This is a genomic window from Lederbergia citri, from assembly GCF_018343625.1.
GTDB lineage: Bacteria > Bacillota > Bacilli > Bacillales > Bacillaceae_C > Lederbergia > Lederbergia citri.
Genome location: NZ_JAGYPG010000003.1, coordinates 341,336 through 362,472, shown reverse-complemented (window position 1 = coordinate 362,472; position 21,137 = coordinate 341,336). Strand labels below are relative to the sequence as shown.

Below are 21,137 nucleotides of genomic sequence, written 5' to 3'. Positions count from 1 at the left end.
TTTACCTTGTCACAATGACAATGGTATTTTCGTCTATTTCACTAGCTGCAGCATCTAGTATTCTCTCAAGACTCATGCTTACTTTTTGCAAAGCCTCTTCATTTTCTACAATAAAAAATGGAGCTCCCCCTCCATTGACGCCAGCTTGTTTCGTCGTAACAACTGCTACTATCGAAGCCTTTTGCTCATCAGGCATTTCCAACACTCCTACTCATTTCTTTCCTTTATTACCTTCGTCAGGAAGTCGAATCGCATTATCTAAAACTGGAACATTCTCTAGCACAGTTTTTATTTGCTTAAAATCCTTTTCTTGCGGCATGAGGAAAACCCCAAGCCTTCCATCATTCATATCTCTTTTGGAAAGTGGAATAAAACTTGGCTCCCCTGAATCAAGATACACACCGAGCACATTTGCTACATGGTGAAGCATGGCCTGCCTTTGACCAAGATGCGATAACGTTACAACGCTATTTTCATTTTTCGGAATAATGATGGCGCCAACAGCCCGCTCCATAATAATTTTCCTGTTCACTTTTAGTCCGACATTTTTTATATGAATGTCCCCAACATATAAATTTGGTCCTTCAAAGCGAATCTCACCTTCCGTTACATCAGCAATCGCTTTTAACACAACTCCACCCATATTAAGCTTAACGACAAAGAGCATGGCAACCCCACCAAGAATTCCCAGCCATAAATTAATGATTGTCAAAAGGGTAGTGACAAGGGCTGTAAACATAACTAAATAGTTTCGACTTTCAAAAGCCTGGGCCATTCCCTCAATAAAAGGAGTTCCTCGCTGGACCATCTCGCTTTGATCAACTTGTTCAAGTGTATCTCGTTCCATTTTCCGAACTTCGCGGAATTGAGTTGCAGCAAGTCCTAGAAACGTCACTGCCGTCCAATTGGAATCAAGCACGGAAGGAACGGCCACCGCTCCAATAAAGGCAGCAATAAAACCAAATGATAAATGAATCATTCTACCTTGCGGATATGTAGGATACTGCCGAAAATCGGTTCGCAATAAGACAAATCGAGAAATCGTGCCGAACGCAACCCCAATAACAACAGATAATAAGTAATTCATTTTCGTCCCCTTAAATTTGCTAATGATAATTGTTAGTATGGTAACCAAAATTAGTAAATAATATGTTATGGAACTGGAACGATTTGGGAACATTTGAAGGGAAGTAAGAAAAGCGCAAGGTGCCTGCAGGGGAAGGAAGGCTAAGGGCGCAACGTCCTGTTGCAGGCTCAGGCAGCGACGTCCTGTCGCTGCCTGAGCCTGCACTAGTACATCCTTGTACGTCGCAACGCCTTCCTGACCCGCGTCTTGCGTGCCTCCGACAAGCAAATGTTCTGAGTCAAAAAAGTCCGGTCTTTGACTTTTATTGACTCAGGTTATTTGACCTTGAGGGCTGGCGCCTGGAGCTAGACAGGACGGACACCCGTCCCGTAATAATTCTAAGTACAAATTTGTACTTTCTTAAACAAAAACGAAATGGGGGACAGCATTATGGATTACCTTCATGAGATACTCAATACATTAAGTGAAGACAATCAACCTGCCGTGCTAGCTCAGATAGTCAATGTTGACGGATCGTCTTACCGCAAAGAAGGGGCGTGGATGTTACTAAAACAAGATGGCACCAAAATTGGTCTAGTAAGTGGAGGCTGTCTTGAAAATGATTTGAAGTATCGGGCTAGTGAACTTTTTTATACAGGAAGAGCAGAAATTGTACAATATGATTTAAGCTCGGAGGATGATCTTAGCTGGGGTGTCGGGGCGGGATGCAATGGGGTTGTATCAGTATTATTGAGGGATATCGACGAAAATTTCCGGATTTCCGTAGTATGGATGAAAGAACAATTAACTAAAATGGAGCCTATCCTATATGTTCAATCAATGACGCAATTTGATCAGTATGTCTTCTTTAATAAAAAGATTAAATCCAGTGGCCATATCCCATTTGAAATCAATGAGAAATTTATCGAAAAATTACATACAACACCTCCTTTTTCCCATTTCGCAGAATCCACAATGTTAAAGAAAGAACCCTTTTTTCTCCAAATAATATGGCCAAAACCAAATCTCTACATCATTGGAGCTGGAGAGGATGTTAGACCTTTTGCCCATTTAGCTGCTGATATGGGTTACTCCATTCATATATTGGACTGGCGAGAAGCATATGTTTCGGAAAAATATTTCCCTTTCGCCCAATCTCTCCTGTTAGGAGAACCTGTTCAATTATTAAATGAAATTTCTCTTAGCAAATTAGACTCCATCGTGATCATGACACATGATTTTCAGCGTGATCGTAAAGTATTGCAGTGTGTAAAAGAATTACAACTTTTTTATATTGGTATATTAGGATCAAAAAAAAGATCAGAACGATTAATGGGAGGAGAAATCCCAAGCTGGCTACATTCTCCTGTTGGCTTGAAAATCGGTGCGGAAGGCCCTAAAGAAATTGCCATCAGCATCATCGCCGAGTTAATTCAATCACGTAGGAGGAAGCTATGAAAATTGTTGGTGTTTACCTAGCTGCTGGGAAAAGTTCACGTATGGGAAAAAATAAACTGGCACTTCCATTCAAGAATACGACTGTTGGGAATATAGCGCTGGAGACTGCTTTACATTCTTCATTGGACAATATTTATATCATGATAAAAGGGGATTCACATTGGATTTCATCCGAAATAATAAAGAATCCAAAATGTTCGGTCATTCAGTGCCCATCCGCTCATTTAGGACAATCCGAAACTATTAAATGTGCTCTTCGAACAGTTCAAGCCTATGGGGCAGACGCTATATTAGTTATGCTTGCTGATCAGCCTTTCATCCCTTTCCATATGATTGAAGAAATCATTGCATGTAAGAAAAAAACACCATCTCTTCATTTTGTAGCAGCGTCCTTTAAAAACATCATTTCTCCTCCTGTATTATTATCAGCGGCCATGTTTCCAAAAATTTCAAATCTTTCGGGTGACACTGGCGCAAAAGTACTATTGCGAGGAGATTATTTAAAAAAAGGAAAGATATTACCTTATAATCAATTAGAGTATTTTCAAGATATTGATACTAAAGAGGACTATGACAAGCTATTATGTGGAATTAAGTAGAAATAAGGAGCAATACTAAAACCAAAGATGTGCTTTGGGAAGGAGAACGGCATGAAGAAAATTTCTAGTGTTTTTTACGTTTCTGCTATTTTACTTTTGGTTGCTGTCATTTTCGGTGTAATTGCGCCGGATCGTTTTGAAAAAGCTACCGCTAATGTGGAAGCTTTTATTACCTCCGGCTTTGGCTGGTATTATTTAATACTTGTCAGTGTCATAGTATTGTTTTGTTTATTTCTAATTTTTAGTCCGGTTGGTGCTATTCGATTAGGAAAACAAGGTGAAATGCCGGAATATTCCCGACCAACATGGTTTGCGATGCTTTTCAGTGCTGGGATGGGAATTGGACTTGTCTTTTGGGGAGCAGCGGAACCCCTTTCTCATTTTGCTTCCTCACCGCCGCTTGCCTCTCCTGGAACAGATGCTGCTTTAAAAGATTCGATGAGATTTACTTTTTTTCACTGGGGAATTCATGCTTGGGCCATTTATGCTCTTGTTGCACTTTGTCTAGCTTATTTCAACTTTAGAAAAGATGAGCCAGGACTTATAAGCGCTGCACTTAGTCCTCTTCTAGGAAAACATTCAAAAGGCAAAATTGCGACACTTATCGATATTATAGCTGTCACGGCAACCGTTATTGGTGTGGCGACTACTTTAGGATTTGGAGCGGCCCAAATAAACGGTGGACTTGCCTATCTTTTTGGTATTCCAAATAAATTTTACATCCAAGTCATCATCATTATTATTGTAACCGTCTTATTTTTAATGTCGGCTTGGTCTGGGCTAAGCAAAGGTATCAAATATTTAAGTAATGCAAATATGTTTTTGGCAGTGGTTTTATTATTACTTGTTTTCATCGTAGGTCCTGGATTACTAATTTTAAATTTATTTACTGACACGATAGGTGAGTATTTACAAAATCTTATTCAAATGAGTTTCAGAATTGCTCCTTTAAAGCCTGAACGACGTGAATGGATTAATAATTGGACGATTTTTTACTGGGCATGGTGGATATCATGGTCACCGTTTGTCGGAATATTCATTGCTCGTGTATCGCGCGGCAGGACGATTCGAGAATTTTTAATCGGTGTATTGCTTCTGCCTACAATCGTTAGCTTTATATGGTTTACAGTGTTTGGGACAACGGCTATAAATGTGCAGCAAATTGGCAATATCGATTTAACGCAATTTGCTACAGAAGAAGTGTTGTTCGCCGTTTTCAATGAGATGCCCTTTACCACTTTGCTTTCCATTGTTGCCATTATTTTGATTGGTACTTTTTTTATAACTTCTGCGGATTCAGCTACTTTTGTCCTGGGGATGCAAACGACGTATGGTTCGTTAACGCCCCCAAATAGAGTAAAGATTATTTGGGGGTTGATGCTTTCCGCGATGGCAGCCATTCTACTTTACAGTGGAGGATTACAAGCATTACAAAATGCTCTCATCGTTGCGGCATTCCCCTTTTCTTTTGTTATGATCTTCATGATGATCTCCTTGTATAAAGCGTTGGCACGGGAGAAGAAAGAATTAGGGTTAGGATACCGACTGAAGGAAAAGAAAACATCTACTAAATAAGAAAATCCCGACAGTCAATTGATTAAAAACTGTCGGGATATCTTCATTTAATATTTTTATATTCTCCACCATAAAACAGCAACGGGTCACCATCCTGTATTCGCAAGTCTGTGACTTCTGCTATAAAAAGTGTGTGATCACCCGCTACAACTGAACTTTGAACCGTACATGTCATATTGACCAGTGCATCTTTTATAACATCCATGCCATTAAAAACATCAAATTCAATATTTCTTTCTTCGTTTATTTGTCCAGCAAAATAAGCAGACAATTCTTCCTGATACTTATTTAATATACTTACGGCAAATTGGCCGGATTCTTTTAGCAGCTGATTCATTTGGGCTTGTTCTCCGATTGATACGAGAATAAGCTTCGGATTCAGTGAAACAGACACAAATGCATTGGCAGTCATACCATGAAGGGTTTCATTTACTTTTGTCGTTATGACAGTAACACCTGTTGCAAATCTGCCCATGGCCGTTCTAAAAAGGCGGTCATCCATCAAAACTACTCCTTTTTAAAGAAAATCTTTAATTATCCACTAACTTCATTTTACCAAAGAATTTATATATTTGCCCGTTCTACGAAAAATGAAAACGCACTATACATGGAAATATTCCACAATAGTGCGTCTATGATTATATTAAGCTTCTATTTCTAAAGGGAAAATTCCTTCGACTACTTCTTCTTTTTTAGCTTCAACAAACTGAATTTGGTGTCCGTCTATTTCCTTTACAGTAAACGTAAATCCATCAGAAGAAATGCTCCCTCCTTCAGAAATATCGAAGTTTTGTGATAAAATCCAGCCCCCGAGAGTATCAACTTCTTCATCAGATAATTCCGTGCCAAGCAAATCATTTACCTCATGGACGAGAACCTTTCCGCTAAAGGAATAATGATCCTCATCAATTTTAGTAATCTCTGCTCTTTCATCTGTATCGAATTCGTCGCGAATTTCCCCGACAATTTCTTCTATAATATCTTCAACAGTGACAAGACCACTAGTGCCGCCGTATTCATCTAATAGAACCGCCATATGCGTACGTTCCTGCTGCATTTTTAAAAGTAAATCGTGAATTGGGATTGTGTCGATTACAAGAATAACCGGCTTTAGAAATTGAGTGATTTTTATATCCATATTCGGCGATGTATTTTTAATTTGTGCCATCAAAATATCTTTTATGTTAATGATCCCAACGATGTTGTCCTTATCTCCTTCATATACGGGATAGCGAGTGAGCTTTTCCTTCTTGATCACTTGCATCCAATCCTGAATATTGTCTTCAGTTGAAAGAGATACCATTTCTGTACGTGGTACCATAATTTCTTTTGCAATTCGGTTGTCGAACTTAAAGATATTATTTACATAAGTCAATTCGGTCTGATTGATTTCCCCACTTTTATAGCTATCAGACAGAATAATGCGAAGCTCCTCTTCCGTATGGGATTCTTCATGTTCCTTTACTGGCTCGAGACCAAACATTTTTACGATCAAACGAGCAGAACCGTTTAGTAACCAAATAAACGGAAACATGATTTTATAAAACCAAGTAATCGGCTTCGCGAAAAGCAAGGCAATCATTTCAGCTTTTTGAATTGCGACTGTTTTAGGCGCAAGTTCACCTACCACGACGTGTAAAAAGGTAATGATAGAAAACGAGATTGCGACTGAAATAATGTGTGAAGTAGAAGCACCGATTTGCCACTTATTTAGGATAGGATCTAGAAAACCTTTTATTGCAGGTTCACCTAACCAACCAATTCCTAGTGCTGTAATCGTGATTCCTAGCTGACATGCAGATAAATACTCATCCATATGAGTCGTAACATGCTTCGCTGCTTTTGCCCCCGACTTTCCCTCTTCGACTAGCTGATCGATACGAGAACTTCTGATCTTTACGATAGCAAATTCTGTTGCTACAAAAAAAGCAGTTAATACAATCAATACTCCAATTAAAATTAAACTGACTATGTCCAAATGGTTCACCTTTTAAAAAAAGGTGTACACCTCCTGTAGTTTTAAATTGTCCACCCCAACATATTTTGGATAGACTAATATAAGATAAATTATACTATGTATCTTTTAAAGTGTATATTTTTAATTTATGTTAACTTTAAAAAAACAAGAATCACCTTTTCTTTTTATCTAAAAAAATGTAAACTTATGAAATGTAACGAAAGTGAGGATTGAATGATGACAGTTTGGGATATAATTGTAGCGCTAATACTTGGATTAGTAGAAGGTTTAACAGAATTTGCTCCTGTTTCATCAACAGGGCATATGATTATAGTCGATGATATGCTGTTAAAATCAGCCGAAATACTCGGATCTCCTGAGGTGGCCAATACATTTAAGGTTGTAATCCAACTAGGTTCCATTTTGGCGGTTGTCATCGTATTTTGGTCTCGACTTTGGAGTTTAGTAGGGATTAATGTAGGTGGAGCTGTGGGAAAATCACCATCAGGATCACGATTAAAACTTACTCATGTCATTGTAGGCCTTTTACCTGCCGTTGTATTTGGATTTGCTTTTGAAAATTTTATTGATACGTATTTATTTAGAATTGAAACGGTATTGCTTGCATTAATTGTTGGTTCATTTTTAATGATTCTAGCAGACTGGAAATCGAAGCAAACGAACCATTATGAAGGTGCTTCTTTAGACGAAATCACATATAAGCAAGCTTTTTTAATTGGCTTGTTCCAATGTATTGCATTATGGCCTGGATTTTCCCGTTCCGGTGCTACCATTTCCGGTGGGGTTCTAATGGGATTGAAACATAGGGCAGCAGCAGACTTTACTTTTATTATGGCTGTACCAATTATGTTTGGGGCAAGTTTAGTATCATTGGTTAAAAAACTAGATTTCATGACAGCAGATGTCATTCCATTTTTTATCGTCGGTTTTGTAAGTGCATTTGTATTCGCCTGGATTTCAATTCGATTTTTCCTCGCCTTAATCAGCAAAATTAAATTACTTCCTTTTGCGATCTATCGAATTGTACTAGCCGTTGTTTTAGGGATTGTCTATTTTAGTGTGATGTAATGTAAAAAGGCGTGCCAATTTTAGAAAAGGCACGCCTTGTGATTTGCCTCACGAAAAAAAAAATTCAGTACTCCTTATAATTAGAATTTGGACAAGACTTTTACCTTCCATCTAATTATAAGGATTTTTTTGTGTTTCGGGAGGATTATAATCCTCTGTTTGTGAAATTTTGGATTTGTTGACATTATAAAAATTTTAAACGCATCACTAGTGCTCAATTTATTATGTTTCGACGAAACAATTTTGAGTGGATGCACAAAATAGGGTATCATGTCGTGATTAATTCTACCTTATTTTTACAAATATCCCAATAAAGCCAAAAAATCAGACTATTTTCATAGGTAAATTTTCGCAATATTCTTAAAAAAATCTTTACATGAACAAAACTAAATATTCATAACCAACATTTACAATTAAATTGTAGTTATTAAATTAAAAGGAATGGGGTTGAAAGAATGAAACTGAAAAAGAAGAAGGTAATTGCTGCGACACTTGCGGCCCTCACGATTACATCAACTTCAGCTTATGCTGCTGTTGAATATAATCGAACCGCAGGCCCAAACCATGGTGAACATACTGGGGTAACAACTTACAACTGGTCGCTAACTCCAGCAGGTGAACAAGTTACGCTTGGAAATTTTCCAATGGGAGCAGCTCTGAGTTCCGATGGACGTTATTTCGTTGTATTAAACGGTGGACAAGGGACGCAATCCTTGCAAGTAGTCGATACTACTTCAAATAAAGTTGTTCAAACAATCCCTTATACATCTCCTGAAGCCCTTTATCTCGGAATTGTTTTCAGCCCGGATGGCAAACGTCTTTACGCATCCGCTGGGGGAAATAACAAAATTCGTACGTTTGATTTTATTGACGGACAATTATCAGAAAAAGACTCTATTTCGTTAAGGGACACTCAAAATTCGAATGCATTTCCTGGCGGGATGTCTATTTCTCAAGATGGAGCGTATCTCTATGTTGCTAACAATCTTGATCATTCGGTTTCAAAAATTGATGTATCAAGTCAAAAGGTTGTCAAAACTACCGCTGTTGGAAAGAATCCATATACCGCTTTTATAACGAATGACGGTAAATCCCTGTATGTTACAAACTGGGGTGAAAGCAGTGTATCTCTTCTAGATCCTGCAACTTTGGAAGTCAAGGAAACAATTCCTACGGATTTGCATCCAAATGCCATTGCAGAAAACCCTAAAACAGGGGATGTGTATGTTTCAAACTCTGACGATGATACGATTTCGATTATTAATCCGAAATCTCATAAAGTAGTAGAAACAGTATCGTTAAAACCACAAAAGAACGGTCCAACAGGAAGCCAGCCAAATTCATTAGCCTTGTCAGAAGATGGACAAACATTATACGTAGCAAATGCCGGAAACAATGATATCGCTGTAATAGATGTTTCTCGCCCTAAAGCAAAGGTGAAAGGTTTAATTCCAACTGCTTGGTATCCAACAGGTGTCTATTTAAATAACGAAAAACTCTTGGTAACCAATGCAAAAGGGTTGGGTGCAGGTCCAAATGCTGAAGGACAATATGTTGGGAATATGATGAATGGCTCCCTTTCGGTAGTTGATATACCAAATCAAAGTCAATTAAATCAATATACGAAACAGGTGAACGAAAATAACACTATTAAATATAATCAGAATACGAAAGCTAATAATCCTATTCCTGTCACTCCTGAAGAGAAGTCACCTATTAAACATGTAATCTATATTATTAAGGAAAATCGAACCTACGACCAAGTATTTGGTGATTTAGAAAAAGGAAATGGGGATCCGAGCCTTACATTTTTTGGCGAAGATGTAACCCCAAATTTGCATAAATTAGCAAGAGACTTTGTCACATTTGATAATTTCTATGCGACAGCTGAAATTAGTGCACAAGGTCATAACTGGGCAACAGCGGCAAAGGCAAATGATTATACAGAAAAAACTTGGATGGCTAATTATTCTGGAAGAAATCGGAGCTATGATTGGGAAGGTGATAACGAGGCGAGTTACCCAAAAGCTGGATTTATTTGGAATAATGCTCAACGATCCGATGTAAGCTATCGAGTCTATGGGGAGTTTGTCAATTTTGATAAGAAAACAAACCAATGGGTTGCAACTGAACCTAGTATCTCCAATAACTATGATGCCAACTTCCCAGGATATAATCTCGATATTTCAGATCTTGTTCGACAAGAAGCATGGGAAAAAGAGTTTCAAGAATTTGTAAAAAATGACAACCTCCCTCAGCTTCAGATTGTACGTCTAGGAAATGACCATACACAAGGAACAAAGCCAGGTAAGTTATCTCCGCAGGCTATGGTTGCCCAAAATGATTATGCTGTAGGAAAACTAGTTGAGGCTGTTAGCCAATCGAAATATTGGAAAGACACTGCAATCTTTATTACAGAAGATGATGCTCAAAACGGATGGGATCATGTGGACGCCCACCGTACGACGTCCCTTGTCATCAGTCCATATACACAAACCGGAAAAGTCGATAGTACATTTTACGATACGACATCCATGCTCCGTACTATGGAATTAATTTTAGGCATGAAACCAATGACACAATTTGATGCCTCAAGTATTCCAATGTCTAATGCCTTTACTAATAAACCTGACTTTAGCCCTTATCAAGTGGAAGAACCGCGCTATCCGCTTGATGAGATAAACGCCCAAAATGCGCCTGGAGCCACACTTTCTAAAACATTAGATTTTTCTGGTGCAGATAGAGCAGATGAAGAGACATTGAACAAAGTTTTATGGGATGCAATGATGAAGGATAAGCAAGCTCAAAAGATTCAAAATAAATAAATCAGAGCCCCTTTAAAGGGGCTTTATACATAAGGTTAAGGAGCTGAATAAGTATGGAAAAATTGATTTCATCTCTTAAACAGCGTTTAGTACTATTGTTTGTCATTATTCTTTTAATTTTTGTATGGGGATGGTATTCTGCAACGCAATTGAAGAAAGAGTACCTTCCGCCAATTAACAATTCAACATTGATGGTCACTTTAAAAACATCTCCCCATTCAATTGATGAAAAAAAGCAGCACCTATTAAGTAAAGAAATTACGGAAAATTTAAAGGATGTGGAAGGACTTCAATCGATTGAATCTACCCTATATCCACAGGGAATTTTTATTAGTATATCTTTCCCGCAAAATATGCAAATGGAAGAAGCAGAAAAGACGGTGAAAGCGGCCTTACAAAATGTAGAACTGCCCTCTAATACTAGTAAACCGGAGATAACCAAAATTAATTCAAATTCGTTTCCTTTTATGCAGCTTAGCTTTACTTCCAAAACAGGTGAAAATGTTCAATCGATGAATACAGAGGAAATCCAAAAACAATTAGAACTGATTTCTGGTGTTAAAAAAATTGAATCTAGAGGTAATGGAAGAACTGGATTCGTCATTACATTAGATAACAATAAGTTACTATTGAACGGTATAAAATTCGCTGATGTACAAGCAGCATTGGAAAACAAGGCGGCAAATTGGCCACTAGGAAAGGTTCAATTAAAAAATTTGCAGCTTTTACTAAACGTTGAAGAATCACCAGACAATCAAATTCAATTAGAAAACCTTGTTGTGAAAAAAGAAAATGATCGAACCGTATTATTGAAAGATGTAGGAACCATCAAAAAGAGCTTTATTCAAATGGAAACAATCGTAAGGACAAACGCACAGCCAAGTGTTTTATTAAGTCTCTATCATACTTCTTCTGCTGATATTACAAAGGTAAGTGAAAATGTAATGAAGGAATTAAAGAAAATCCAATCCTCTCATCCAGATGTTGAGACGAAAGTACTGGTTAACCAAGGGGAAACAATCTCCCAGGCAATTAATGGTTTGTGGAAGGAAGGGGCACTAGGTTCTTTATTTTCAATGCTTTGTGTTTTCTTCTTTTTCCGAGAATGGCGATCCACAGTTGCAATTATCTTAGCACTCCCTATCTGTTTTCTTACGACGGTTTCCATTTTGTTGTGGATGGATATTTCCTTAAATCTACTTACAGTTTCAGGTCTCATCGTTTCAATGGGAAGGGTTGTAGATGATTCGATTGTTGTGCTGGACAATATGTATCGTAAAATCGAGAAAAATGGAAAATATTCATTATCTGTACTGAGCAGCGCAGTGAAAGAAATGATTCCAGCCGTCGTTTCTTCTACCTTAACGACGATTGCCGTCTATTTGCCGCTAACAATCACAGGCACGATGGTCGGGGATGCATTTTTTGGATTTGCTTGGACAGTGACGATATCATTAGTATGTTCTTTACTTGTTTCATTATTATTATTGCCTCCATATGCTGCCTATACATGGGAAAGAGGTTTTACATCAAAAGCACAAAAAATAGAAGAGTGGTTTAAACCCATTCTTGAAAGATTATGGATAAAACGCTCCATTTGGTTTACAGGCTTATGTGTCGTATTACTGCTTTCAATCGTAGGGGCTTTGTTCACCCCGGTCAATGTCTTCCCGCGTTCCCATGCCAAAGATGTAAATATCCAAATCGAAGCTGCGGAAGGGGCAACCATTGACCAGATTAATGGAGAAGTGAGGGAATTGGAATCTTTATTAATGAAAAATGAAGATATTCAAACTTTTACATCGTCCATTGGATCATCTTTTACCCCCACTTTTGATGATGTATTTGACCAAGCAGGCGGATGGATAGAACAACCGAATGTAGCGAATGTTTACGTAACACCACAACAAGGAGTCGACATGAATGGTCTTATAAGTGAAATAAAGGATGAAATAAAAAGATTATCGACTTCGTCCATCATTACTGTTTCCAACCAACAAATTGCAGGGGATGATTCACGGGTACGTTTGGTTCTTTCGGGGAGCGGACAAAATGAATTAATCAAAGCTGCCGGGAATTTGAAAAGCAAATTGCAGAATATCGAAGGGCTGCAAATTTATGGAGAAGGGGAACAAGGAGAGCAAGTGAGGTTTACTGTAGAACTCATTGAGGAAAAAATATCTTCGCTAGGAATAGATAAAGAAGTCGTTTTAACTAAAGTAGAATCTTTGCTGGATAAACAAGAAAATTTGCAAATAAACAATAGTGGGATTGTTACCCCCATTCTTCTTCACAAGCCATCAGATGTTTCCCTTACGTTTAACCAAGTTGGGGATCCAAACCAAGAGCTATTGTTACAAATCGGAAGACTTCCGTTTAAAGATAAGAAAGGAAAAAACATTGCGCTTTATGATATAGCCAAGTTAAATGTTAGTCGCTACACAACCATCAGTGAAAAGGATGGGCAACCCATTGCCATTGTAACGGGGAATATCCTAACTAAGGATATTGGCGGCGTTACAAAAAAAATAAAAAACGTGATTGATAGATTAGATATGCCAAAAGGAATAGATGTTGAGTTCGGAGGCATTCCACTGCAAGTTCAGCAGATGATTTGGTCCATTGGGTTTGGAGCGGCCATTTCCATTTTGCTTGTTTTAATCATAGTAACAACTGTATTTAAAGGAATACGAGGACCTGTAGCCGTTCTTTCTTCACTACCTTTTGCCTTAATTGGATCAGTGACTTTCCTGTTCCTTTTCCGTCAATCCTGGAATTTAGGTGCATTAGCAGGACTCATTATGCTGATTGGAATTGTCACAACAAATGGAATCGTCTTGGTTGATCGACTAGAACGTTTAAGAGAATCAGGAAAGGATTTATATACCACTGTGATACAAGGAACAGCCAGCCGGGTGCGACCTGTTTTAATGACAGCAGCAACAACCGTATTCACTTTATTGCCGCTAGCCTTTTTTGGGCAAAACGATACGTTAATCTCCCAATCTTTAGGCTTAGTTGTAGTCGGTGGATTGATCACATCCACATTAAGCAGTCTGTTCATTGTTCCTGTCATTTATTATTGGCTTTGGAATGGGGCTGCAAAAACTCAAATGGTGGATTCTATGCCCGCATAAATTGGAATTAATATGAAGATTCTTACGATTACACCGGAGATTGATAAGTAATGCGTTATAGTTGAAAATGTTTATAGAAAATTTTCACCTGGTCAAAATGCTTATAACATTTTTGACCAGGTCTTCGTTTGTGATCATATGTATAATTTTTAATTATTAGCATTTATATTAATTTCCTAGCAATTTCACCTAACCCTTTATAGATTAAGGGTTTTTTGCAGAGGCGCTACAACCACTTCTGTAAAAACGCCATCACCTCATATCTCATATCCGCTGTTTCAAAATGACCAATATTATAACGAAGTAGTTTCCAAGCTTCTAGTGCGCCTTGTTCATTATAAACATTTTTTAAATTTTCATCTATAATATCAAGTCCTTTCGGCGGAGTTAATCTGTCATAATTTCCAGCAAGACTTAAATGAGGGCGCGGTGCTATCAAAGCATTAATCTCTGAAGTTGTAAAATGGTTGAGCAATTTTGGAACGTAATAATAGATCCCATGCCCTTCAAGTCCGCGGCTTTCTATTAATGAATGGAAATCGCATAAACCACATAAATCCACGCAGACTTTTATTCGAGGGTCTAGGGCTGCGAGCCACCAGGACATCGTACTTCCCATCGAAATTCCCATAGTACCAATTCTCTCGTGATCAACATCGGGTCGGGATATCGCATAATCAACTGCTCGTAAACTATCAAAAACCATTTTCCCCCACATTACTTGGCCTTTCCAAAGCATTTCCTTGAATATTTCTCCTTCCGACCTCCCTCTTCTCTGCCCGAATCCCCACGCGTCTATACTAAGGGCGGCATACCCAAGTTTTGTTAACTCTTCCGCATAAGGTGGATTTTGTAAGTACACATTTCCTTTAATCAGTTCATCCTTTCCTTTTTCATAAAAGCCGCCGTGCGAATGATTAAATATAATAGTAGGGAACGGGCCTTCCCCTTCTATCGGCCGTACGAAATAAGCAGGTACCGGCTCTTCCCCATTTAAATTAAGTAGCCATTCTTCTAAAATGTAATGCGGCAATTGCTCTTCTTTTATTTTTTTTGATGAAATTGGTTTGGTTCGTAAAGGGAGATCACCAAGCAAATCGTACAATTCTTCCCGACGTTTTTCCATTGTCATCTAAAACATCTCCTATGTTAGAATTATGGTTAATATACAATAAATAGTTCGGCAATCTATCCATGAAGTCCTGCTATTAGCCAAAGTCATCCAATGTACGAAAGTAGGTGCACTGCAATTGAAACATCTATCTTTTTCTCCACTCGGTGATCGCGCCATTGTCATTGAATTTGGAGATGAAATTAATTTGGAAATAAATAATAGAATCTTGGAAATGAAGAAAGCCATAATGAATCAACCATTTCCAGGTTTTATAGAAGCCGTTCCTGCCTATACGACATTAACGATTTTTTATGATCCCGTTTCAGTTGGCACCAATTTTCCCTATGAAACTATAAAAAGTGAACTTGAACTGAGGGTTCCAAGTTTTTCAACTATAAAAAAACAAAGCGAAAAAATTATTGAGATTCCTGTATGCTACGAAAATGATTTTGCTATGGACATAGATTTTGTTGCCCACCATAATGGGTTAACTAAAAAAGAAGTCATCAACATCCATAGTGACATGTTATACCATGTATATTTTTTAGGCTTTGCTCCGGGTTTTCCTTTTCTTGGAGGCATGAATGAAAAAATAGCAGCACCACGTCGGACGACTCCCCGATTAAAAGTTCCAATAGGTGCAGTCGGAATTGCCGGAAAACAAACCGGAGTCTATCCTTTTGAAAGCCCCGGCGGTTGGCAAATCATTGGAAGAACTCCGTTACTACTTTTTAATCCGAATACGACACCACCTTCCTTACTTTTACCGGGGGACAAAGTTCGCTTTGTTCCTATCAGCAAACAAGAATTTAATGCATTGGAGGACAAAAATGGCTCTTAAAATGATAAAAAACGGAGCATTTACGACCATACAAGATCTCGGCAGAAATCGATGGCAGGCATATGGAGTACCCGTTGGCGGCGCAATGGATCAAATGTCTGCTCAACTTGTGAACATCCTTCTCGGCAATAATGAAAATGAGGCAGTTATAGAAATGACTCTCGTTGGGCCTACTATCCAATTTGAAGACAATGCTATCATCTCTATTTTTGGAGCAAATATGTCTCCCAAACTAAACGGACAAGCAATTGAACATAGAAAGCCTATCCATGTGAAGAAAGGCGATATCATTGCATTTGGTACAGCCCAATCGGGAGTTAGAACATATATGGCCGTTAAAAGGGGATTTTCTCTTCCAGAAGTTCTTGGCAGCAAAAGTACGAACGCAAAGGCTCACATTGGACACCCCCTACAAGCTGGTGATGTTATTCCTACTAATCACTCATATTCAGCCAGAAAGTTTTCGTGGGGGTTATCGTTCAAACTAGAAGCCTATATTCATGACAAAGAAACCCCTATTCGTTTCGTAAAAGGGCGCCAGTATGATTTGTTTACGCTGGAATCAAAGCAGGCATTTTTAGAATCTAGATTTAAAGTTAGCCCAGACTCTGATCGCATGGGCTATCGTCTTGCTGGTCCAAAGCTATGTACAATACAAAAACTTGAATTAACCACAGAAGGAACGACTTTTGGTTCGATTCAAGTACCGCCGGACGGAAATCCGATTATTTTAATGGCAGAACGCCAACCGACAGGTGGTTATCCGAAAATCGGCGACATAATAAGCATAGATCTCCCAAGATTAAGTCAATTCCGTCCAGGAGAGCAAATTCTCTTTCAAGAAATTTCATTAAAAGAGGCGCAACAACTTCTCATTGCACAACAAAAAGAACTAAAGGCAATAAAGGCTGCCTGCCTACTAAAATGGAGGGATTCTCAAAATGTATAAGGTGGATTTGAACTGCGATATGGGAGAAAGTTTCGGGCAATATCTATTAGGGCATGACGAAGAAATCATGCGCTATATTTCATCAGCTAATATTGCTTGCGGTTTTCATGCTGGCGATCCTGCAACTATGAATAAAACGGTTAAACTAGCGCTTGAGAACAGAGTAAAGATTGGAGCCCACCCAGGATTTCCCGATCTTCAAGGATTTGGTCGCAGAAACATGGCAATCAATCCACAAGAAGTTTATGAAATCGTGTTATATCAAGTTGGTGCTTTATCGGCTTTTGTCAAAGCTCAGGGCGGTTCTTTACATCACGTTAAACCACATGGCGCCTTATATAATATGGCTGCTGTTGATGAAAATCTCGCCACAGCGATAGCAGAATCCGTTTTTAATTTTGATCCACAACTCATTTTATATGGATTGGCAGGCAGTGCACTCATTAAGGCAGGGGAAAAAATCGGACTTGCGACCGCGAGCGAAGTTTTTGCTGATCGTACGTACCAAAACGATGGCACCCTTACCCCAAGATCTAAATCAAATGCTCTTATTACAGATACAGATGATGCTATTTCGCAAGTCGTTAAAATGGTAAAGGAACAAAAGGTTACTTCCGTAGATGGAACAAACATCAACATTAAAGCCGATACCATTTGTATTCATGGAGATGGACCAAATGCTCTTAGATTTGCTCAAAAAATCAATGAAGTTCTTGCTACCGAGAGCATTTTGATAAAATCAGAATAAATAACGAGTTAATAATCCAAACATAATCCCAATCACGAGTGAAGGATGGAACATTTTTGTTAATTTAATCTTAACAGCTGCAGGTAGGAATGCTGTTAGGGCGAGTAATGAAATGACCATTTGCTAATTTGCAACTACAAAACTTTGCTTCCAACTTAACGCTCTATAGTGACATAGTAAAAATGCAACGAGCGGTATTAATGATGCTTTCGTTGTTGCGACTGGCATTGCCGGGGTTGCATTACTGCTTGCATTTTTTATAAAACGAGCAAAACCATCAGTAAATGAATAAAGTGTTTGTTCCCCTCTCTCAATCATGGAGAGGGTTTTTTTGACGTTTCATCCTTCTTTTCTAGTCTTACAGTAATTATGGGAGCATACATTAGTCATATGACCAGGTTAGGGGTGGTTTTATGATTATTGATGTCGTTCAAAGAGGAGATACGTTATGGAGTATTGCCAACCAGTATGGAAGCACTGTTCAAAACATTGCAGCAGCAAATCAATTGCCAAATCCTAATAAGCTATTAATAGGTCAGTCTCTCGTCATTCCAATTGGTGCTACCCAACATGTTATCCGCAGAGGCGAAACACTATGGCAGATTGCACAAAGATATGGCGTCCCCATTCAAACTATCATTCAAATAAATCAGTTAACACATCCGTCTATGCTTAATGTAGGAACAGAGATTATTATTCCTCCGAAAACTTATGTCGTCCAAGCTGGAGATACTTTAGGTACGATTGCACAACGTTTTGGTACGACTGTCCGCGAAATCATGCGAGCAAATCGGTTAACACAGGCGACTATTTTAGTCGGAACTAGTTTAACAATCCCTTTTACAAAGCCAGTTATAGATGTAAATGCCTATATCATCAATATGGGGGAAACTGGTGGAAGAGAGGTTCGCGAAGTCGGGGAACATTTAACGTATATGTCTCCCTTTGGTTATATTATGCAAACAGATGGAAGCCTTTCATCTATTCGAGATGAACAAGCTATCCAAGCGGCGAGGGCAACAAATGTCGCTCCTATCATGTGTATTACCAACTTTACTTTCCAAGACCCAGGTACGACCCTTGCCCATACCATCTTATCCAACACACAGCTCCAAGAACGACTTCTCACTAATGTCATCAATATTATGAATGCAAAAGGCTATCGAGGTTTAAATATCGATTTTGAAAATGTTCGGCAAACAGATAGAGAACTTTATAATCAATTTTTACAGAGAGCTGTCAATCGTCTTCATCCACTAGGATATTTTGTGTCAACAGCATTGGCACCAAAAACGAGCAGCGAACAAAAGGGGTTATTATACGAAGCCCATGACTACGCTGCACATGGAAGAATTGTCGATTTCGTTGTACTCATGACATATGAATGGGGATATCGATTCGGACCACCGCAGGCAATTTCTCCCCTCAATCAAATTAGACGTGTCATAGATTATGCTGTGACCGTTATTCCTAGAAATAAAATTTTCATGGGCTTCCAGCTATATGCCAGGGATTGGCTGCTTCCACACGTAAAAGGACAGGAAGCAGAAACATTCGATATGCAAGAAGCGATTCGGCGTGCGGATAAATATAATGCTTCCATACAATACGATCGGATATCTCAAACCCCTTTTTACCGATATACGGATGAACAAGGAAAACAGCATGAAGTATGGTTTGAAGATGCTCGCAGTGCTCAAGCGAAATTTGATTTAGTAAAAGATTATCGCCTACGCGGGATCAGTTATTGGGTACTTGGATATCCATTTCCACAAAATTGGCTACTGCTTGAGAATAATTTTATCGTTCGGAAAATATAAAAAGCCGAGACTTATGTGTTTCGGCTTTTATTAAACTTACAAAAAGTAAGTTACTATAAATTGACTACCATAATCTGTTATTATACAATTACATTATCCACTAAAAAGGAGGATTTTAATCATGCAATTAAAAGGAATTCATCACGTTTCCGCTATGACTGCAAATGCAAAATTGAACTTAGATTTTTATACAAAAGTGTTAGGAATGAGACTTGTTAAAAAGACTGTTAATCAGGATGATACATCTGTTTACCACCTTTTTTACGGTGATGAAAGAGGTAATCCTGGTACGGAATTGACCTTTTTCGAAATACCAAATGCGGGACGTAATCATGAAGGAGTCAGCAGTATTTCCGCTCTATCTCTTCGAGTGAAAGATGATGAGGCGCTGCATTTTTGGAAAAAACGCTTTGAAGAACTTGATGTTGAACATGAGGAGATAATGGAACGCGCAAGCCGTGCAACATTGGCCTTTCAAGATCCGGAAGGACAGCGTCTCATTCTTGTATCGGACGAAAATAATAAAGGAGTAGCTGCAGGGGTTCCTTGGAAAAAAAGCGTTGTGCCTCGTGAACATGGTGTAACAGGATTAGGGCCAGTAAAATTAACTGTTCGAATAGCGGAGCCTACGGCTATAGTGCTAACGGAATTACTCGGATTTAGGAAGGTTGGAAAATATTCATCTCCTTATGAAGGACAACCTGATATCATCATTTTTGAAACGGGTGAAGGCGGAAGCGGTGCTGAAGTGCACTTAGAAGAAAGAAGCGATTTACCTCCGGAAAGATTAGGTCGAGGCGGGGTTCACCATGTTGCCTTCCGTGTTCAGGATGAAGATGAATTACGTGAATGGATCAAACGAATTCGCGCTGCAAGATTTCCGAATTCCGGTTTTGTCGACCGCTTTTACTTCCGTTCACTTTACTTTAGAGAGCCAAACGGAATTCTTTTTGAGCTTGCAACAGACGGACCTGGTTTCGATACGGACGAGCATATTGATCATCTAGGAGAATCCCTTGCATTGCCGCCATTTTTAGAGCCTGAGCGTGAGCAAATTGAAGCCCAGTTAAAACCATTAGACACTAATTTTTAAGTGGAGGATTGAAAATGAAACATATTTTTCAAAAGGGGCAAGACCCTAAAGCCCCTACCCTCCTTCTCCTACATGGAACGGGCGGGACAGAACACGATTTAATCAATATTGGTAAAATGATTTCTCCCAACTCTTCCCTCCTCGGAGTAAGAGGAAACGTGCTTGAAAATGGCATGCCGCGTTTTTTCCGTCGATTAGCGGAAGGCGTGTTTGATGAGGAAGATTTAGTTTTGCGCACAGAAGAACTGCAGCAATTTATTGATAAAAGCGCAGAGGAATATCAATTTGATCGACATAACGTCATGGCTATTGGATATTCAAACGGCGCCAATATTGCTGGAAGCTTATTATTTCATTATAAAGATAGCCTGAAGGCAGCTATACTTTTTCATCCAATGGTACCGCGCCGAGGTATTGAACTTCCGGCCCTAAGTGGAACGTCCGTTTTTATTGGTGCCGGTAAAAACGATCCACTCTGTCCTGCTCAAGAGTCAATTGATTTAATGGAGCTCTTACAAAATGCAGGTGCTCAAGTTCAAATCCATTGGGAAAATCACGGTCACCAGTTGACTCGAAGTGAAGTTGAAAAAGCGGCTGAATGGTCTTTAAGTAAATTTTGAATTTGGGTAGATAATTATATTTATAATGCTACTATTAGTCGACTAAAGGAACTCATAAACGAACTTATTTGGGTTTATTATTTGTTCCCAGTTAAGTTTTTATATTCGACAAATTCCTGTTGTTTTAATCCTTCAGTCCAAATTAAAGAAAAAACTCTCATCATTTCAACAGATGAGAGTTTTTCTGGTTACTGAGGACATTAAGGTAGTTCCCGTCTAGCTCCAGCGCCTAGCGACTAGCAAACT

General features: G+C 38.7%; 18 protein-coding genes. 12 read left to right on the top strand and 6 right to left on the bottom strand.

Translation table 11 applies throughout. From position 1 onward, the window contains the following. Nucleotide 1 precedes the first annotated feature (1 nt). Together KHA97_RS17905 and KHA97_RS17900 are read right to left on the bottom strand one after the other, a co-directional pair. Nucleotides 2–196: a capping complex subunit for YIEGIA gene (locus KHA97_RS17905; protein WP_213126132.1), complete on the bottom strand. Its 195-nt coding sequence runs from the start codon at nt 194–196 to the stop codon at nt 2–4. Nucleotides 197–211: 15 nt separating this feature from the next. After that, nucleotides 212–1,087: a YIEGIA family protein gene (locus KHA97_RS17900; RefSeq protein ID WP_213126131.1), complete on the bottom strand. Its 876-nt coding sequence runs from the start codon at nt 1,085–1,087 to the stop codon at nt 212–214. A gap of 429 nt (nt 1,088–1,516) precedes the next feature. Here KHA97_RS17900 and KHA97_RS17895 point away from each other — a divergent pair, with 429 nt between their 5' ends. From KHA97_RS17895 to KHA97_RS17885, 3 genes are read left to right on the top strand one after another with little or no spacing between them, the layout of a single operon-like run. Further along, the gene (locus KHA97_RS17895; protein WP_213126130.1) at nt 1,517–2,524 is read left to right on the top strand and encodes an XdhC family protein; all 1,008 of its coding nucleotides are present in this window, start codon (nt 1,517–1,519) and stop codon (nt 2,522–2,524) included. Then, nucleotides 2,521–3,123 (top strand): nucleotidyltransferase family protein, encoded by a 603-nt coding sequence (locus tag KHA97_RS17890; protein WP_213126129.1) that lies wholly within the window; start codon nt 2,521–2,523, stop codon nt 3,121–3,123. Before KHA97_RS17895 ends, KHA97_RS17890 begins: the two co-directional genes overlap by 4 nt. Before the next feature lie 51 nt (nt 3,124–3,174). Further along, the gene (locus KHA97_RS17885; RefSeq protein ID WP_213126128.1) at nt 3,175–4,698 is read left to right on the top strand and encodes a glycine betaine uptake BCCT transporter; all 1,524 of its coding nucleotides are present in this window, start codon (nt 3,175–3,177) and stop codon (nt 4,696–4,698) included. Between the two features lie 43 nt (nt 4,699–4,741). On the opposite strand, the gene KHA97_RS17880 is transcribed toward KHA97_RS17885, so the two are convergent. Beyond that, a complete protein-coding gene (locus KHA97_RS17880; RefSeq protein ID WP_213126127.1) occupies nt 4,742–5,200 on the bottom strand; it encodes a flavin reductase family protein in 459 nt (152 codons plus the stop codon). 141 nt (nt 5,201–5,341) lie between these two features. Beyond that, nucleotides 5,342–6,676, bottom strand: a complete 1,335-nt coding sequence (locus KHA97_RS17875) for a hemolysin family protein (protein WP_213126126.1) — start codon at nt 6,674–6,676, stop codon at nt 5,342–5,344. Between the two features lie 216 nt (nt 6,677–6,892). On the opposite strand from KHA97_RS17875, the gene KHA97_RS17870 reads away from it, so the two are divergent. From KHA97_RS17870 to KHA97_RS17860, 3 genes are all read left to right on the top strand, one after another. Further along, nucleotides 6,893–7,744, top strand: a complete 852-nt coding sequence (locus tag KHA97_RS17870; protein ID WP_213126460.1) for an undecaprenyl-diphosphate phosphatase — start codon at nt 6,893–6,895, stop codon at nt 7,742–7,744. 455 nt (nt 7,745–8,199) lie between these two features. After that, a complete protein-coding gene (locus tag KHA97_RS17865) occupies nt 8,200–10,569 on the top strand; it encodes a bifunctional YncE family protein/alkaline phosphatase family protein (RefSeq protein WP_233713616.1) in 2,370 nt (789 codons plus the stop codon). Between the two features lie 53 nt (nt 10,570–10,622). After that, nucleotides 10,623–13,706, top strand: a complete 3,084-nt coding sequence (locus tag KHA97_RS17860; RefSeq protein WP_213126125.1) for an efflux RND transporter permease subunit — start codon at nt 10,623–10,625, stop codon at nt 13,704–13,706. A 226-nt stretch (nt 13,707–13,932) separates the two neighbouring features. On the opposite strand, the gene KHA97_RS17855 is transcribed toward KHA97_RS17860, so the two are convergent. After that, nucleotides 13,933–14,838, bottom strand: a complete 906-nt coding sequence (locus KHA97_RS17855) for a dienelactone hydrolase family protein (protein ID WP_213126124.1) — start codon at nt 14,836–14,838, stop codon at nt 13,933–13,935. A 118-nt stretch (nt 14,839–14,956) separates the two neighbouring features. On the opposite strand from KHA97_RS17855, the gene pxpB reads away from it, so the two are divergent. The 3 genes from pxpB to pxpA are packed head-to-tail and all read left to right on the top strand — an operon-like array spanning nt 14,957 to nt 17,358. Then, the gene (gene pxpB, locus KHA97_RS17850; RefSeq protein WP_213126123.1) at nt 14,957–15,661 is read left to right on the top strand and encodes a 5-oxoprolinase subunit PxpB; all 705 of its coding nucleotides are present in this window, start codon (nt 14,957–14,959) and stop codon (nt 15,659–15,661) included. Continuing rightward, complete coding sequence (locus KHA97_RS17845; protein WP_213126122.1) at nt 15,651–16,610, top strand: 5-oxoprolinase subunit C family protein; 960 nt, start codon at nt 15,651–15,653, stop codon at nt 16,608–16,610. The genes pxpB and KHA97_RS17845 overlap by 11 nt, the downstream gene beginning before the upstream one ends. Next, nucleotides 16,603–17,358 (top strand): 5-oxoprolinase subunit PxpA, encoded by a 756-nt coding sequence (pxpA, locus tag KHA97_RS17840; protein WP_213126121.1) that lies wholly within the window; start codon nt 16,603–16,605, stop codon nt 17,356–17,358. Before KHA97_RS17845 ends, pxpA begins: the two co-directional genes overlap by 8 nt. Nucleotides 17,359–17,481: 123 nt before the next feature. Here the strand turns inward: pxpA and KHA97_RS17835 are convergent, their stop codons facing one another. Then, the gene (locus tag KHA97_RS17835; protein ID WP_213126120.1) at nt 17,482–17,676 is read right to left on the bottom strand and encodes a hypothetical protein; all 195 of its coding nucleotides are present in this window, start codon (nt 17,674–17,676) and stop codon (nt 17,482–17,484) included. A gap of 95 nt (nt 17,677–17,771) precedes the next feature. Between KHA97_RS17835 and KHA97_RS17830 the strand changes: the two genes are divergently transcribed. The 3 genes from KHA97_RS17830 to KHA97_RS17820 all read left to right on the top strand — a co-directional run bounded on the left by KHA97_RS17830 (nt 17,772) and on the right by KHA97_RS17820 (nt 20,891). Continuing rightward, the gene (locus KHA97_RS17830; RefSeq protein WP_213126119.1) at nt 17,772–19,178 is read left to right on the top strand and encodes a LysM peptidoglycan-binding domain-containing protein; all 1,407 of its coding nucleotides are present in this window, start codon (nt 17,772–17,774) and stop codon (nt 19,176–19,178) included. Between the two features lie 121 nt (nt 19,179–19,299). After that, nucleotides 19,300–20,271: a ring-cleaving dioxygenase gene (locus KHA97_RS17825; RefSeq protein ID WP_213126118.1), complete on the top strand. Its 972-nt coding sequence runs from the start codon at nt 19,300–19,302 to the stop codon at nt 20,269–20,271. Nucleotides 20,272–20,285: 14 nt separating this feature from the next. Next, nucleotides 20,286–20,891 (top strand): alpha/beta hydrolase, encoded by a 606-nt coding sequence (locus KHA97_RS17820; protein ID WP_213126117.1) that lies wholly within the window; start codon nt 20,286–20,288, stop codon nt 20,889–20,891. Nucleotides 20,892–21,137 lie beyond the last annotated feature (246 nt).